Source organism: Giesbergeria giesbergeri (assembly GCF_054779375.1).
In genome coordinates, this window is record NZ_BAAGYJ010000001.1 from 787,445 (window position 1) to 803,927 (window position 16,483).

Below are 16,483 nucleotides of genomic sequence, written 5' to 3' on the forward strand. Positions count from 1 at the left end.
CACGCGGCCAGGGTGGTTTTAGGCGCTCTCGCGCACCAGCACTTCGCCACGCAGGGTGTAGGTTTTGGCCTCAGTGATGCGCACCTCCACCATCTGCCCCATCAAGCGTGCATGGCCCGGAAAATTGACCACCCGATTGCATTCGGTGCGGCCCATCAGCTCCGTGGCATCGCGCTTGCTCACGCCTTCGACCAGCAGGCGCTGCACCGTGCCCACGCGCTCCTCGCTGATATCTTTGATGTTTTGGTTGATCACCGCTTGCAACTGCTGCAAGCGGCGCAACTTGACGTCTTGCGGTGTATCGTCGTGCAGACTGGCCGCTGGCGTGCCGGGGCGCGGGCTAAAGATAAAGCTGAAGCTATTGTCAAAACGCACATCGTCGATGAGCTTCATCATCTTCTGAAAGTCGTCTTCAGTCTCCCCCGGAAAACCAACAATAAAGTCGCTGCTCATCGCCATGTCGGGGCGGATGGCCCGCAGCTTGCGCACCGTGCTTTTGTATTCCATCGCCGTGTAGCCGCGCTTCATGGCCATCAAAATCCGGTCGCTGCCATGCTGCACAGGCAAATGCAAGTGGCTGACCAGTTGCGGGATGTTGGCGTAGGCCTCAATCAGACGTGGCGTGAATTCATTGGGGTGGCTGGTGGTGTAGCGGATGCGCTCAATGCCGGGGATTTCGGCCACATATTCCAACAGCAGGGCAAAGTCGGCGATTTCGGCGGTATCGCCCATCGCCCCCCGGTAAGCGTTAACGTTCTGGCCCAACAACGTGATTTCTTTGACGCCCTGATCAGCCAACCCAGCCACCTCGACCAGCACATCGTCCAACGGGCGGCTCACCTCTTCACCCCGGGTGTAAGGCACCACGCAGTAGCTGCAATATTTGGAGCACCCCTCCATGATGGAGACAAAGGCGCTGGCCCCCTCCACTCGGGCGGGCGGCAGGTGGTCAAACTTTTCAATCTCTGGAAAGCTGATGTCTACCTGCGGCTTGGCCTTGGCCGTGCGCTGTTGCAGCAACTCCGGCAGGCGGTGCAAGGTTTGTGGGCCAAACACCACATCCACATACGGCGCACGCTTGATGATTTCTTCACCCTCTTGGCTGGCCACACAGCCGCCCACACCAATCAGCACCCCCTTGTCCTTCAGATGCTTGATACGGCCCAAATCACTAAACACCTTTTCTTGCGCTTTTTCCCGCACAGAGCAGGTGTTAAACAAAATCAGGTCAGCTTCTTCGGGGTTGTCGGTAGGTTCGTAGCCTTGGGCGGCACCGAGAACGTCGGCCATCTTGTCCGAGTCATACTCGTTCATCTGACAGCCGAAGGTTTTGATAAATACTTTTTTGCTCATGGGGGGATCAGCGCACGGTAGTGCTGTCAGACTCAAAACGATAATTGCGTTGTACACCGCTGCCTTTGCGCTCTTGCGCTGCCTCGGCGGCACTGAGCACCCAAGCCGTAAGCAGCATGCCAGTGCTTTGTTCCACCAAATAGTTGACGGTGAACTTCTGCCCCACCACGGTGTGCAGCATCACCAACGCATTTTCTGGATTCAACAGGCGCATCCCTGGCGCCATGCGGATGGCCTGGCCGTTGATCTCAGCCACCCCTTGCCCTGTGACCACCAACGTGCCACGCAGTGCCGCCTCAGGAAAGTTGCGGGCAGCCCCTGCGGTGGGCAGCATCTGGGCCTGTGCGGGGGTGGGCCAACTGGTCAAACCACCCACCAGTGCTATCAGTGCGAGGGCGAACGACCAGTGCGAAACATGGGTGCGGAGTGATCCGCCAAGGGAGGGCAAAGTAACAGGGGTGCAGCAGTGCATGGTGTGTATCCAGTGGCTGAAGCCCTGATTTTAGGGGGCCACCAAAATGTGAAGCACGCCGATAAGCCGGATTCTGTGCATTCGGTTGCCCGAACGTGACCGCCATTACTCTGGGCCGGGGGTCGCCCACCCGGCTCGGTGCTACCTACCCGCCAGCTCTGCGGAACCACATCAACGCTGGCCTACTTGGTATTGCTGCGCGTAGAGATTGCCCGTTTCACCCCCGAGGCTCCTGCCGCTAGCGCGGATGGTTCCAAGGGACTCGTCTCTGTTGCTCTGATCCTCACCTCGCGGTGGGCAGCCGTTAGCTGCTACGCTGTCCTATGCAGTCCGGACGTTCCTCCAGTGCCTGGTTTCCCAGATTGCACCAGCGGCGGTCTGGCGTGCTTCACAGTAGCGATTATGGCATTCAGACGGGCTTCATCGGCACAACACATAGTGGCACAGCTTCTTCAAAGGTGAAATGGATGCAGACTTTCCAACGCAAAACCGCAGGCCGTATTGCCGCTGTCACACTGCTGATGGCCGCCTGCGCCAGTCCACTGGCCTGGCTGGTCTCACGCGAAAACGCTGAACAGGAAGTGGTGGCCTTCGCCCAAGAGGAGTCCCGCCGCGTCCTGACCGTGCATAGCAGCGTGCGCCTAGATGGCCCCAAAGCAGCCGCTCAGGCCCAACAGGCCGCGCAACTCCTCACGGGGGGGCTGTTTGAAATTGCCGAGATTTACAGCCCCGATGGTCACAAGCTGGCCGAGTCGGTCACGCCAGAAGGGCATATTGTCGAGTCCCAACTGCCGCGCCACGGCACGCCCCGATATCGTGAATCATCGTATGAGAGCCTGCCCCTGCCTGGGGGGCAATGGGTCTTGCGGGTCTTCGTGCCACTGCGTGAATCCCATTCCGGCCCCGTGACTGGCTATTTTGAAGGGGTGCGCATCATCCCTGAATGGCAGCGCCAGCAAATTCGGTCTGACGCTTTCATCGTCAGTCTGATGGTGTGTTTGGCCTCACTGGTCTGTGGTGCCGTGATTTACCCGGTGGTGGTGCATCTGGCCAAAGAGAACGAACACAAGGCCCAACAGGTGCTGGAGTCGCATATTGCCATGATGGAAGCTTTGGGCCGGGCCATTGCCAAGCGCGATTCTGACACTGGCGCACACAACTACCGTGTGGCTTGGCTGGCGGCCAGCACCGCCCATGTCTTGGGCTTGCAGGGGGCAGCCATGCAGTCTCTGATTGCGGGCAGCTTTTTGCACGATGCGGGCAAAATTGGCATTCCGGATGCCATTTTGCTCAAACCGGGGCGCCTTGATGAAGCAGAAATGGCCATCATGCGCACCCATGTTGCCCAAGGCGAAGACATCGTCACTGGCGCTGGCTGGCTCGATGGTGCCCGCGATGTCGTGGGCAGCCACCACGAAAAATGGGATGGCTCAGGCTACCCGCGCGGTTTGTCAGGTCAGAATATTCCGCTGTCAGCACGCATTTTTGCCGTGGCAGACGTGTTCGATGCGCTCAGTTCACGCCGCCCATACAAAGAACCTCTGCCTTTTGAGGAGGTGATGGCTATCTTGCAGCAAGGCCGGGGCAGCCACTTTGACCCCCTGGTGCTCGACACCTTTAGCCAACTGGCCCCCGAATTGCATCGGCAGTTGCAGGGGCTGGATGAAGTAGCCACCCGCAAGCTCATGACCGACATGGTGCAGCGGCATTTCGACATTCTGGTTTGAGGAGGTATTGCTTTGTGCGCTATAGGCCATATACAAATAGCCGCAAGGCCCATGTAACTGGGACAGAATGTGTTGGTTTTTCCCCTACACAGGAACCTGAGGCCATGAAATTCGACAACGTTCTGCAGACCATTGGCAACACGCCGCATATCCGCATCAACCGCTTGTTTGGTGCAGATGCCAACGTCTGGGTCAAATCTGAGCGCGGCAACCCCGGCGGCTCTATCAAAGACCGCATTGCCTTGGCGATGGTGGAGGACGCAGAAAAATCCGGTGCTCTGCAACCGGGTGGCACGATCATTGAACCCACCTCGGGCAACACAGGCATCGGCTTGGCATTGGTGGCAGCGGTGAAGGGCTATCGGCTGATTTTGGTGATGCCCGACAGCATGAGCATTGAGCGGCGTCGCCTGATGCTGGCCTACGGTGCCCAATTTGACCTGACCCCCCGCGAAAAAGGCATGAAGGGGGCCATTGCCCGTGCTGAAGAGCTCAAAGCCCAAACTCCCGGTGCATGGGTGCCACAGCAGTTTGAAAACCCAGCCAATGTGGATGTGCATGCACGCACCACAGCACAAGAAATCTTGGCCGACTTTCCTGAAGGGCTCGATGCCCTGATCACTGGCGTAGGCACTGGCGGCCACCTGACTGGCGTTGCCAAAGTGCTCAAAGCCCAATTTCCGCAGCTCAAAGTATTTGCGGTAGAGCCTAGCGCCTCGCCTGTGATCAGCGGTGGCTCTCCGGCGCCACACCCCATCCAAGGGATTGGCGCCGGGTTTATTCCCAAAAATCTGGACACCAGCTTGCTCGATGGCGTGATCCAAGTGGATGCCGAACCGGCCCGCGAGTATGCCCGCCGCGCCGCACGCGAAGAAGGGTTGCTCGTGGGCATCTCGTCTGGGGCCACACTGGCCGCCATCGCGCAAAAACTGCCCGAACTACCCGCTGGTGCCAAAGTGCTGGGCTTTAGCTATGACACTGGCGAACGTTACCTGTCGGTAGAAGGCTTCCTGCCCTCCTGAGTGGAACGGGGTTTCCCCTAGCGCACAAACCACACAGCACCCCGGCAAAGTTTTACACTGATTTCACTCTGTGTCGAACTGGGGGGTTGTATGGGCTTCAAACCTCTTCCGGCTGCCGTTGCCTGTGCGGTAGGGCTGCTCTTGTGGTTCTTTGTTCCGATACCTGCGGGGGTGTCGGTCAATGCGTGGCACATGCTGGCCTTGTTCGTCGCCACCATTGCGGCCATCATCGGCAAGGCCATGCCCATTGGGGCGTTGTCGATGTTGGCTATCACACTGGTAGCGGTTACAGGTGTCACCAGCGACAACCCCGCCACGGCCATCAGGGATGCCCTGAGCAGTTTTGCCGACCCGCTGATCTGGCTGATTGGTGTCTCTGTGATGATCTCGCGCGCCCTGACCAAAACCGGTTTGGGCGCACGCATCGGTTACTGGTTTATCTCGTTGTTTGGCAAACGCACTTTGGGTATTGGCTACGCGCTGGCTCTGTCGGAGCTGACGCTGGCTCCCGTCACCCCAAGCAACACCGCACGGGGTGGCGCCATCATCCACCCCATCATGCGCTCGATTGCCGACAGCTTTGGCTCCAATCCCAAAGAGCACACCGAAGGCCGCATGGGTAAATACTTGGCATTGGTCAACTACCACGCCAACCCCATCACTTCGGCCATGTTCATCACGGCTACAGCGCCCAATCCATTGGTGGTCAAATTGATTGCCGAAGCCACTGGGGCACAAATCCACCTGAGTTGGAGCACTTGGGCACTGGCCATGCTGGTGCCGGGCTTGTTGGCTATTGGGTTGATGCCGCTGGTGTTGTACTGGCTCTATCCGCCCGACATCAAGAGCACCCCCGATGCCGCAGACTTTGCCCGCAGCAAACTCACTGCCTTGGGGCCCATCAACCGGGGTGAAGGCATCATGCTCGGGGTGTTTGTGTTGCTGCTGGTGCTGTGGGCTGGCGTGCCCGCCATGCTGCTGGGCAAGGCTTGGGACGTCAATGCCACCACCACCGCTTTTATCGGTCTGAGCGTGTTGTTGGTGACGGGGGTACTCACCTGGGACGACATCCTGACAGAAAAAAGCGCCTGGGACACCATTGTCTGGTTCTCGGCACTGGTGATGATGGCAGGCTTCTTGAACAAGCTGGGGCTGATCACTTGGCTGTCGGGCAGCATCAAGACCAGCGTTGAAAGCATGGGGCTGGGTTGGGTGGGCGCTAGCGCCCTGCTGATGTTGGCCTACCTGTACGCCCACTATATGTTCGCCAGCACCACCGCCCACATCACCGCCATGTTTGCGGCTTTTTATGGTGCGGGCTTGGCCTTGGGGGCGCCTGCCTTGCCATTTGCCTTGATGATGGCTGCCGCCTCCAACATCATGATGACGCTCACCCACTATGCCACGGGCACCTCGCCCGTCATTTACGGCTCGGGCTACACCACCTTGGGAGAATGGTGGAAAGCAGGGCTGGTGATGAGTGTGGTGCTGCTGGTGATTTGGGTACTGGCTGGCTCTGTCTGGTGGAAGTTGCTGGGCTACTGGTGATCAGGAGCCCCCGTAAAATTGCCTCCCTTTTTTCTTCACCCTGCCCGATGACCACGGGCCTGTTGCCATGATTCGTCTGTCTGAACTCAAGCTGCCCCTGACCGAGTTGCCCGTGCCACCACTGCGCGCTGCCGATGCCAGTGCAGAGACTGAGGCCGACCGCGCCCCAGCACCACAGCCCATAGCAGCTTTGCGCCGTCTGGCCGCACAGGCACTGGGCATACCAGAGGCCGAACTGGCACAGCTGGAGGTGTTCAAACGCAGCTTTGACGCCCGCAAAGCCCAATTGCTGGCCGTGTTTATTGTGGATGTGACACTGGCACAGCCAACGCAAGAGGCGGCCCTGTTGGCCCGTCATGCAGGCCATCCACACATCCAAGCCACGCCCGACATGGCTTGGCACCCAGTAGGCCAAGCACCCGCCCATTTGGCCGAGCGCCCAGTGGTGGTGGGGTTTGGCCCCTGTGGGATTTTTGCGGCGCTGGTATTGGCACAAATGGGCTTTAAGCCCATCGTGCTAGAGCGTGGCAAAAGCGTGCGCCAGCGCACCAAAGATACTTGGGGCTTGTGGCGCAAGCGCGAGCTGAACCCAGAATCCAATGTGCAATTTGGCGAAGGCGGCGCCGGCACATTCTCTGACGGCAAGCTCTATAGCCAAATCAAAGACCCGCGCCATCTGGGGCGCAAGGTGATGGAGGAGTTTGTCCAAGCCGGTGCCCCACCAGAAATTTTGTATGCTGCCCACCCGCATATTGGCACCTTCAAGCTGGTCAAGGTGGTAGAGAACCTGCGCGAGCAAATCATTGCTTTGGGGGGTGAAGTGCGCTTTGAGCAGCGCGTCACCGATATCCTGATAGAAGAAAACGGCCAAGGTCGCCACCTGCGTGGCCTACAGGTGCTAGACCAAGCCAACGGCCAAAGCTATGAGCTGCCAGCCTCCCAAGTAGTGATCGCCTTGGGCCACAGCGCGCGCGACACCTTCGCCATGCTGCACCAGCGCGGTGTGACTATGGAGGCCAAACCGTTCTCCATCGGTTTCCGCATCGAACACCCCCAAGGCGTGATTGACCGCGCCCGCTGGGGCCGCCATACCGGGCACCCGCTGTTGGGGGCAGCCGATTACAAACTGGTGCACCATGCCAGCAATGGCCGCACCGCCTACAGCTTTTGCATGTGCCCCGGCGGTACGGTGGTGGCCGCCACCAGCGAGCCGGGCCGGGTAGTCACCAATGGCATGAGCCAGTATTCGCGCAACGAGCGCAACGCCAACGCTGGCATGGTAGTGGGCATAGACCCCAGCGACTACCCTACCAACCCCGCAGCCTTTGAGGCCACTTTGGGGGCCACCTATGGCAGTGAAAATCCAGCCCACGGCACAGCGCACCCACTGGCGGGCATCGTGTTGCAGCGCCAGTTGGAATCCAACGCCTATGTGCTGGGCGGCAGCAACTACAACGCGCCGGGCCAGTTGGTGGGAGACTTCATTGCCGGGCGGCCCTCGCAGCAATGGGGTGAGGTGCAGCCCTCATACAAGCCAGGCGTAACGCTGGGCGATCTGCATCCGGCCCTGCCAGCTTATGCCATTGCCGCCCTGCGCGAAGCCCTACCTGCCTTTGGTCGCAAAATCCAAGGCTTTGATATGCCCGATGCCGTACTCACTGGGGTGGAAACACGCACATCCTCGCCGCTCAAGATCACCCGTGGCGACAACTTTCAGAGCCTGAACACAGCCGGTCTCTACCCAGCCGGCGAAGGGGCCAGCTATGCTGGTGGCATTCTGTCTGCCGGGGTGGATGGCATTAAGGTGGCAGAGGCCGTGGCACGGCGTCTACTGGGCCAGACGGACTGACCCATGACGGGCATTGGCACAGCACAGGTGGGGTCGTACACTGGTGCTGGCAGGGTAGGAGCGTACTGCAAGTCTTGGCCCACCATCAGGAGTTGGTCATGCCCATTTTTTTGAAAAAAGCACTTCTTCCCTTCTGTTTAGGCTGCGCATTCTCCTGCGCCCAAGCGGTGGAGTTCACTAGCCAGATCACACCCGCACACAGTGGTGATTCTTTTATCTTCTCACTAAGTGAAGACAGTTTAGTCTCTCTGACCTCGGTGCTTGGTGGGCAACTCCACGGTGGCAATGCAGGCTTTGGCATCACCACCACCGACTCTACGGATGTGGTGCGTTCTACTTGGGCACACCCAGGGCAAAGTGAAGGCACTTGGCCTCTGCAAGCGGGTCAGTATGTGCTGCAACTCTGGAACAACAGCAACAGTACCGGTAGCTACACGGCCCAATTGAACATTGCCCCGCAGGCTGGTGGAGACCCCGAGCCTAATCAAAGCCGCGACACCGCGTTGGCACTGTCTCCCAACAGCAGCACGACTGGGCACCTAGGGTTTTATAGTGCGTTGACCGATGAGCGCCACGACTACCACGACTTCTACCAACTCTACCTGCCCACCCACGGAGCCTTACAGCTCACCACTACAGCCGACAGTACCTTGGCATCAGCCTTTGGTCATACCTTGTACCGCAGTGATGGCAGTACCATCGTTCGGGACAGCAGCGCCCTCGATGCTGGCTACTATTACCTCCAAGTTTGGGCCAACAATGCTTCTGCCTATGGACGCTACACACTGCACGCCGCATTTGTCAGCAGCCCATCCACTTCCGGACTCGCACCGAGCAGCACCCAACTGGACTTCGGGCCACTGGAGGTGGGGACTTCTCTGACACAAACCATTACCCTGAACAACCAAGCTGCTGCACCAGCAACCTTGTCGTCCATAACAGCCTCGGGAGATTTCTCGATCCAGTCGGATTGCGGCAGCATTTTGGCGGTGGGAGCCAGTTGTAGCCTCACGGTAGGTTTCACGCCCAGTGCCACCGGCACACACAGTGGCATTGCTACCATCGTCTCAGATGTGGGCAACACGCAGATTGCACTGAGTGGCACAGGCATGGTCACCATACAGCCCGTTGCAGGACGCATCATTGTGCAAACCCCCGTGAGCAGCGCACAAGCCGTCAATCCGGTGCTTGTCTTTGCCCCCACAGCCAGCGAACGCCACGGCAGCTACCAGTTGTATTTGGCAGCTTTGTATGGGGGGCAATTGTATTTTCTGACCCTGCAAAACATGCAGTGGCAAGTGGTGGCCTATGCTGGGGGTGAAGTGCCGGCCTATCAAGCCGCCCAAGGTAGCGATCTATACCAAGAGCGCAGCGATGGCAGCTACTCGGCCCAAACTTGGGCCTTCCCGCTAGGGGACTTGAGCAGCCTGCACGGCCTGCAACTGTTGGTTGGTTTTGGCCGCAATGCCCAAGACATGTTGGCACGGGGCCAAGTGTTGCTGTTGCTCTCGGTTCCATAGACAGGCGTGCAGCCTGCACTTCAAGCGGCCCGCTTGAACAACGCCAACAAAGACCCTGCCAACACAAACATGCCCCCAAAAATCCGGTTCATGGCCCGAATATGGGCGGTAGAGGCCAGGGTGCCCAACACCTTAGCCGCCAACGCGGTATAACCAGCCATCACTACCAGATCCGTAAAGGCGATGGTCAGCCCAATAGCCACATACTGCGGCACCAAGGGTTGTGCCAAGTCCATAAACTGCGGCACCACCGCCAGCAAAAATACGGTGCCTTTGGGGTTGACGATGTTCACCAACAGGCCGCGCAGCACCATGCTGGTGCGCGAGGCTTGTGGGCGCTCCCCTTCGATCTTGGCCACCATAGGCACCACTGGCGCGCGCCATTGCTGGATGCCCAGCCAGACCAAATAGAGCACCCCCAGCCATTTGACCACCGTAAAGGCGGTGTTGGATGCCGCCATCAAGGCACCCAACCCCAGCCCCACCACCACAATTTGCACCCAAATACCCAACACCAAGCCAAAAGCGGTGAAGTAACCCACCCGAAACCCGTGGTTCAGCCCAGCACTCATCGAGGCCACCGCACCCGGCCCCGGAGAAATACTGATCGCCCATGATGCAGCAAACAATGCCAGCCAGGTAGAAAACTCCACTGCGCACTCCTTAGATAAGCGATGGCCTAAAGCCTGTTTCTAGGTACCATAATCGAGCGGTTGCGCCATAGCTATGCCAATTTAGTCTGCCCCCACTCTGGACACCCAAAACTCAATGCCCTGCGTTTTGCAGCGCCGCAATGCGCTCTTCAATGGGTGGGTGGGTGCTAAACAACTGACCAATACCACCTGCAATCCCCATAGCTGCCATACTCTTGGGTAGTTCTGCCGGATGCACTCCACCCAGACGGGCCAGAGCATTGATCATGGGCTGCTTGCGGCCCATGAGTTGTGCGGCTCCTGCGTCAGCGCGGAATTCACGCTGGCGCGAAAACCAAGCCACGATCATTGCAGCAACAAAGCCAAGCAAAATATCCAACACAATGGTGGTGATGGTGTAGGCAATGCCGGGGCCAGAGTTTTCCGAGTCTCCCTTGCGCAAAAAGCTGTCTACCGCATAGCCAATGACCCGCGACAAGAAAACGACAAAGGTGTTCATCACGCCTTGGATCAGTGTCATAGTCACCATGTCGCCATTGGCGATGTGGGCCACTTCATGACCAATCACGGCTTCAATCTCTTCGTGGGTCATGCTCTCCAGCAAGCCCGTAGACACCGCCACCAATGCCGAGTTTTTGAATGCTCCAGTGGCAAAGGCATTCGGATCGCCCTCAAAGATACCCACTTCAGGCATTCCGATGCCTGCCTTGTCGGCAAACTTGCGCACGGTGTCCACAATCCAGGCTTCATCTTGGTTGCGAGGCTGCTCAATCACTTGCACCCCCGAGCTCCACTTGGCCATGGGCTTGGAGATCAGCAATGAGATGATGGCACCGCCAAAGCCCATCACCAGCGCATAACCCAACAAGGCGCCCAAATTCAGCCCGTTTGAGGTTAAGTAGCGGTTCACACCCAACAGACTGGCCACGATGCCCAGCACTGCCACCACAGCCACGTTGGTCAGGACAAATAACAAAATGCGTTTCATGTTCGGTTCTTCTCCACAGGGATGGTGCAAAGCCTCTCTGGGTGGCAAATGGGGCAACCTGCACCCACTTTCAAGCGGCACGGCCCCACCACAGGCAACCCCATCACCAAGAGAACGCAACCATCTGCGGCTTACCCCCGGTGTGGTCTGCGAAAGACATCGGAGTCATCATAGAAGGAAAAGTTCTCGTTCTCTGCCCACCAGCCCGGAACACCCAACACAGGCAAAGGGGTAAAAGGTTTGGTTGCAAGATGTTGGGCGGCCAACTCCTGTGCCAACCAGCTATCCACAGCAGCCACGCTACTATTGGATGCCAATGTCGTTTGGGGCCGATAGACATGGGCGGTGATGGATTTGCGCGGCTGTACCAATTTTTCTAACAATGCATGGCCCAACAGATAAAGCCGGGCCTGCATCCACAGCGGGCGTAAATCCACAAACAAGCGCCGCCAGTCCCGCACCCACAGCGCCTGCCACAGTGGTTCGGGGGCATCCAACACAGCCCCGTTTTCATCAAACAGGGTGATGGCATCGCGCACAGGGCCACGCACAGCACCCACGCCCTGCATCGCAATGGCCTCGGCTTGGAGCTGGTTCAAACGCTGCTTGGTCTGGGGGTAGTGCAGCCAAATCAGGCCATTGAAAAAATCATGCAGGTTATCGCGGGTGGGTACTTTATGGGTCTGAAAAATAAATGACTCATAGGCCATACCGGAGGGCAAATCGGCTTGCGGCACAAAACACACCGGCACGTTAGGCTGTGCATTGAGTGCCTCAGCCACCGTGCAGCCTGCCTGCCAACGCTGCTGTACCTGCTGCACCATAGGCTGCACTGGAGCCAGCCAAGGCGCACACCACGCCCTAGATGCCAACACCCGAGGTTCCATCTCAGACCTTTGCTCTGGCTTCATGCACGGGCAAAAAACAGCGCAGCCATCACCAGCCCCGTCAGCACAATGCCCAGCCGCAGCCACGATGGAGGAATACGCCGCACCAGCCGTGCGCCAACGTAGCCGCCTGCGGTAGCGGCCAGCATCATGAACAGGGCTTGCGGCCACTGCACCACACCACCTGCTGCATAGACAGCCACTGCAATCGCCGCCAACAAAGCCGAGACCAGGTTCTTCAGCGCATTCATCTGGTGCAATGACATGGCACCACACAAGCTCCAAAAGGCCAGCAGCAAAATACCCAAGCCGCCATTGAAATAACCGCCATAAACGCCCACCGCCAGCAATCCCGCCCCCACACGCCAGTGTGCAGCATGCCCCTCGGTGCCTGTGGTACCCGATGCCCATTGCCGCAACCGAGGGCCAAAAGCAAACAGGGCCGTAGCGACCAACAACAACCACGGCACGATGCGGGAAAAAGTGGCATTGGGTGTTAACAGCAGCAAAATGGCGCCCAAGGCCCCTCCCAACAGCGACAACAGCGCCACAGCCCGCAAGCCCAAGCCCAAGCCCGGCGGGGCTTGTACATCTTGGCGCTGACCCCAAACGCTAGCCATGTAGCCAGGCAACAATGCCACTGTGCCAGTCGCATTGGCTACCACAGGCGGCACCCCCGTCCACACCAAGGCGGGCAGCGTCAAAAAACTTCCCCCTCCAGCCACCGCATTGAGCGCACCAGCCACAAAAGCCGCTCCCAGCAACCACAGCACCTCAGTGACAGAGGGCCACATCTCAGGCAGCGTAAGGATCGGCAAAACCCAAGCCGGTCATGATTTCGGTTTCGTAGGCTTCCATCTCTTGCGCATCTTGCTCGCTGGTCTCGTGATCCCAACCTTGGGCGTGCAAGGTGCCATGCACCAACAAATGGACATAGTGTTCTTGCAACGATTTGTTTTGCTCACGGGCTTCGCGTTCTACCACAGGGGCACACAGCACCAAATCAGCCAACACGACTGGCTCTTGGGCGTAATCAAACGTCAGCACGTTGGTGGGGTAATCTTTTTGGCGGTAAGCGCGGTTGAGTTGTTGCCCTTCTTCGGTATCGACAATCCGCACCGTGATTTCGGCATCACTGGCCAATGCGTGGCGAATCCAACGCATGACCTTGTGGCGCGGCAAAGCAGCGCGGTGTTGGGCCACGCCATCAAAGCGGGCAAATTGCAGGGACAGGGTGAGGGCAGACAAGGACATCGTAAAAAACCATTCAAAGGGGGGCACTGCGCTGACGGGCTACAGCCGGGCGACCTGCCGCATCGTAAGCATCCACAATTCGGGCCACCAGCGGGTGGCGCACCACATCGGCGCTGGTGAAGCGCGTCACGGCAATGCCCTTGACGCGCTTGAGCACACGCTCAGCATCAATCAGGCCACTCATGGCGCCCTTGGGCAAATCAATCTGGCTCACATCGCCCGTAACCACGGCCTTGGCCCCAAAGCCAATACGGGTCAAAAACATTTTCATCTGTTCGGGCGTGGTGTTTTGTGCCTCGTCCAAAATCACAAAGGCATTGTTGAGCGTGCGCCCCCGCATAAAGGCCAGTGGGGCAATTTCTAAGGCATTGCGTTCAAAGGCTTTTTGCACCTTGTCAAAGCCCATCAAGTCGTACAAAGCATCGTAGAGCGGGCGCAGATAGGGATCTACTTTTTGTGCCAAATCCCCTGGCAAAAAACCCAGCCGCTCGCCTGCCTCTACTGCCGGACGTGTCAGCACAATGCGCTGCACACTCGAACGTTCCAACGCATCAACGGCACAAGCCACGGCCAAATAAGTCTTGCCAGTGCCCGCAGGCCCAATGCCAAAGGTGATGTCATGCGTAGCGATATTCTCCAGGTACATCGCTTGGGTGGGGGTGCGTGCGCGCAGGTCGGCCCGCCGAGTGCTGAGGGCTGGAGCCATGCTCGCAGCCTCGTTCATGGCGCTATCGCCCGCCAGCATCAGTTGCAGATATTCCTCAGTGATGGGGCGATCGGCTATCTCATAAATAGCTTGCAGCATTTCCAGCGCCTGCGTGGCACGCGCTTTGGGGCCGTCAATTTTGAACTGCTCATGCCGGTGCGCAATGCTGACCTGCAAGGCAGCCTCGATCGTACGCAGGTGGGCATCTGCCGGGCCGCACAGGTGCGTCAGACGAGTGTTGTTGTGGGGAGTGAAATGGTGGCGAAGAATCACGGTGCAAAACGGCTGGTTGGGGGAAGAAAGCAATCATAAAAGCGCCCCCACCCGCTCCAACCAACAGGTCGTTCGGCACTTTGGGATATGCGGTGCCTGCTTTGTGGCATGACAGAGACTGCACGCCCTGCATTGACCGCTACCCCAAAATGGGCTGACTGCCCAAAGGCAGCCAGCTTCTCACACGAGGTTACGAGTTCACTTACCTTGCAGGATTTCCGTTGGCACTATCGCCAAGGAGGCTGGCAGTGTCTGCTGGATGGTGGTGCCCGATGCGCCCAAACCCGGCAAACTGGCACCTACCTCCAAAGAAGGCGCCACTGCAGCCACCGAACGTCGGTAGTAATCTGACAACGGTGTTAGCAAGTTAGCCTCTGTGGCAGGAAGTGCCTCATCGCCCACAGCCAAGGCGGGAGCCAAGGTGAGCCCCTGTTGCGGCACAAAATCCAGCCCAGCGGTTGCCGTCATGGCAGTACCATTTTCTAGGTAACCACCCAACGACTCTGTAAGGCTGCTCACTGCCGTGCGCAGGCTGTCATCTACCACTGCACCTTGGCGGAACCACACGTCAACCAAATCGCGCTGCTGACCATCGGTGGTTTCATACGAAGACACCAAACCCAGCAGGTTGCCGTTATCGGTTTCGGCAGAAGCCTTGGCATCCAAGTGCAATGCGGCCACACCGGCTTGCGTCAAACTCACCAGTTCTCCGGTGCCAGTCTGGCCATTGCCGTCTGCGTCTTTCCAGACAGCCAGCTCAGAGAAGGCGGCGTCTTGTGCAGTGATACGGCCATCACCGTTGCTGTCCAGATCGCTCAGGGCCGCAAAACCATCGATGGCCGTGACACCCGCATTGAGCTCGGTAGCGGTACCAAACAGTTCACGGCCATTGTTGATGATGCCGTCTCCATTCAGATCGCGCACCAACAAGCCATCCTCAGGCGAGACCCAACCTGTCTGGCGCAACAAACCATCTGCACCCAAAGCAAACGACACGCCCCCAGCCACCGCCACAGTGCGCACACCGTCACCGTTCAAATCCAACACCAATGGCGAAGCCATGCTGGTGAACGCTGCGGTTTGTAGCGAACCGAGATGGGATGAATTCAAGGCTGCATGTTGTGCAACCGTCAAATTCTTGATCTGTGTTGTCGTCAGGGCGGCCACTTGTGTGGATGTGAACGCACTGATCACCGTAGTGTTCAGATTCTGCACAAACGCTGTGGCCAATTTGCCAATCTCGGTGGCATCCAAGGTGCCCAACAAACTGGCATTCAAACCCGGCCCTTGCGTTGCCCCCAAACCAGCCAGCTGTGCCGTGCCAAGCACTGCAAAGTCTGCCGTTTGGAATGCTGCTATTTGGGTGCTGCTCAAGGCGCGCAATTGCGCGGTGCTCAAACCCACCGTATTGGCAGGTGTCAAGGCAACCACTTGATCTGTGGTCAGCCCCGACAAACTGGCGGTGCTCAAGGCGGCTATTTGTGCAGAGCTGAGTGTTGCAACATCCTCCGTCTGTAGCGCGGCCAACTGCTGATCGCTGATGGCTCTGATCTGTGCTGTTGTCAACACTTTCACTTGCGCTGTTGTCAGTGCCGCAATGCTTGCCGTATCCAATGCCACCACCGCAGCAGTGCTGAGTACGGGAACCACTACGGAGCTCAACGCAGCCAACTGCCCTGTGCTCAAAGCACTAATTTGTGCAGTGGACAAGGCCTTGACTTGGCCGGTCGTCAATTGCGCCACATCCTGCGTCTCCAGCGCCCGGATTTGATCCGAGCTGCTCCAAGCGGCCAGTTGCGCGCTGCTCAGCCCCACAATCTGCGCCGTGCCCAAGGAGGCAATCGCCCCCGTGCCCAACGCCTTGATAAAGGCGGTGCTCAAGCGCGCAATGCTGCCCGACTCCAGCGTCGCCAACTGGCTGGTGGTCAAGCCCAAGGCCTGGTTGCTGCCCAGCCCCGCCAGCTGCCCCGTGCCCAACACATTGAAGTCCGCCGGCTCCAAGGCCGCGATTTGCGCACTGCTCAAGGCGCGCAGCTGCACGGTGCTCAAGCCCGTGACGTTGGCGGTGCTCAAGGTCGCCAGCTGGGCCGTGGTCAAGCCCAGCACCCCGGCGCTGCTCAAGGCCCCCACCTGCGCCGTGCTCAGCGCCGCAAAGGCATCGCTGTGCAGCTGCGCCACCTGCGCGCTGCTCAAGGCCCCCAATTGCGCTGGCGTCAAGGCCCGCACCTGGG

Annotated in this window: 13 protein-coding genes, 1 other RNA gene and 1 pseudogene; 5 read left to right on the forward strand and 10 right to left on the reverse strand. The window is 58.6% G+C overall.

From position 1 onward, the window contains the following. Positions 1-18: 18 nt before the first annotated feature. The 3 genes from miaB to rnpB all read right to left on the reverse strand — a co-directional run bounded on the left by miaB (position 19) and on the right by rnpB (position 2,215). Positions 19-1,353: a tRNA (N6-isopentenyl adenosine(37)-C2)-methylthiotransferase MiaB gene (gene miaB, locus ACYVB2_RS03580; protein ID WP_382428953.1), complete on the reverse strand. Its 1,335-nt coding sequence runs from the start codon at positions 1,351-1,353 to the stop codon at positions 19-21. 7 nt (positions 1,354-1,360) lie between these two features. Then, a complete protein-coding gene (locus ACYVB2_RS03585) occupies positions 1,361-1,825 on the reverse strand; it encodes a hypothetical protein (protein WP_382428951.1) in 465 nt (154 codons plus the stop codon). A gap of 46 nt (positions 1,826-1,871) precedes the next feature. Next, an RNA gene (rnpB, locus tag ACYVB2_RS03590) (RNase P RNA component class A) lies at positions 1,872-2,215 on the reverse strand. A 77-nt stretch (positions 2,216-2,292) separates the two neighbouring features. Here rnpB and ACYVB2_RS03595 point away from each other — a divergent pair. From ACYVB2_RS03595 to ACYVB2_RS03615, 5 genes are all read left to right on the forward strand, one after another. Then, positions 2,293-3,552 carry an HD-GYP domain-containing protein gene (locus ACYVB2_RS03595; RefSeq protein ID WP_382428949.1) on the forward strand — a complete coding sequence of 420 codons (1,260 nt, stop codon included), beginning with the start codon at positions 2,293-2,295 and terminating at the stop codon, positions 3,550-3,552. Between the two features lie 104 nt (positions 3,553-3,656). Beyond that, the gene (cysK, locus tag ACYVB2_RS03600; RefSeq protein ID WP_382428947.1) at positions 3,657-4,574 is read left to right on the forward strand and encodes a cysteine synthase A; all 918 of its coding nucleotides are present in this window, start codon (positions 3,657-3,659) and stop codon (positions 4,572-4,574) included. Positions 4,575-4,664: 90 nt separating this feature from the next. Continuing rightward, entirely contained in the window at positions 4,665-6,122 is a 1,458-nt protein-coding gene (locus ACYVB2_RS03605; protein WP_382428945.1) for a DASS family sodium-coupled anion symporter, read from the forward strand. Positions 6,123-6,189: 67 nt separating this feature from the next. Next, on the forward strand, positions 6,190-7,971 hold the full coding sequence (locus tag ACYVB2_RS03610; protein WP_382428943.1) for an NAD(P)/FAD-dependent oxidoreductase: 1,782 nt from the start codon (positions 6,190-6,192) through the stop codon (positions 7,969-7,971). 98 nt (positions 7,972-8,069) lie between these two features. Next, a complete protein-coding gene (locus ACYVB2_RS03615; RefSeq protein WP_382428941.1) occupies positions 8,070-9,491 on the forward strand; it encodes a choice-of-anchor D domain-containing protein in 1,422 nt (473 codons plus the stop codon). Between the two features lie 20 nt (positions 9,492-9,511). On the opposite strand, the gene ACYVB2_RS03620 is transcribed toward ACYVB2_RS03615, so the two are convergent. The 7 genes and pseudogenes from ACYVB2_RS03620 to ACYVB2_RS03650 all read right to left on the reverse strand — a co-directional run. Further along, complete coding sequence (locus ACYVB2_RS03620) at positions 9,512-10,144, reverse strand: LysE family transporter (protein WP_382428939.1); 633 nt, start codon at positions 10,142-10,144, stop codon at positions 9,512-9,514. Positions 10,145-10,256: 112 nt separating this feature from the next. Continuing rightward, positions 10,257-11,132 carry a protease HtpX gene (htpX, locus tag ACYVB2_RS03625; protein ID WP_382428937.1) on the reverse strand — a complete coding sequence of 292 codons (876 nt, stop codon included), beginning with the start codon at positions 11,130-11,132 and terminating at the stop codon, positions 10,257-10,259. A 131-nt stretch (positions 11,133-11,263) separates the two neighbouring features. After that, the gene (locus ACYVB2_RS03630) at positions 11,264-12,019 is read right to left on the reverse strand and encodes a DUF3025 domain-containing protein (RefSeq protein WP_382428935.1); all 756 of its coding nucleotides are present in this window, start codon (positions 12,017-12,019) and stop codon (positions 11,264-11,266) included. 20 nt (positions 12,020-12,039) lie between these two features. Continuing rightward, positions 12,040-12,813: a sulfite exporter TauE/SafE family protein gene (locus tag ACYVB2_RS03635; protein ID WP_382429765.1), complete on the reverse strand. Its 774-nt coding sequence runs from the start codon at positions 12,811-12,813 to the stop codon at positions 12,040-12,042. A gap of 1 nt (position 12,814) precedes the next feature. Further along, positions 12,815-13,273: an rRNA maturation RNase YbeY gene (gene ybeY, locus ACYVB2_RS03640; protein ID WP_382428933.1), complete on the reverse strand. Its 459-nt coding sequence runs from the start codon at positions 13,271-13,273 to the stop codon at positions 12,815-12,817. A gap of 13 nt (positions 13,274-13,286) precedes the next feature. Continuing rightward, on the reverse strand, positions 13,287-14,252 hold the full coding sequence (locus ACYVB2_RS03645) for a PhoH family protein (protein ID WP_382428931.1): 966 nt from the start codon (positions 14,250-14,252) through the stop codon (positions 13,287-13,289). A 198-nt stretch (positions 14,253-14,450) separates the two neighbouring features. Then, a pseudogene (locus ACYVB2_RS03650) lies at positions 14,451-16,483 on the reverse strand (hypothetical protein); the annotation flags it as partial.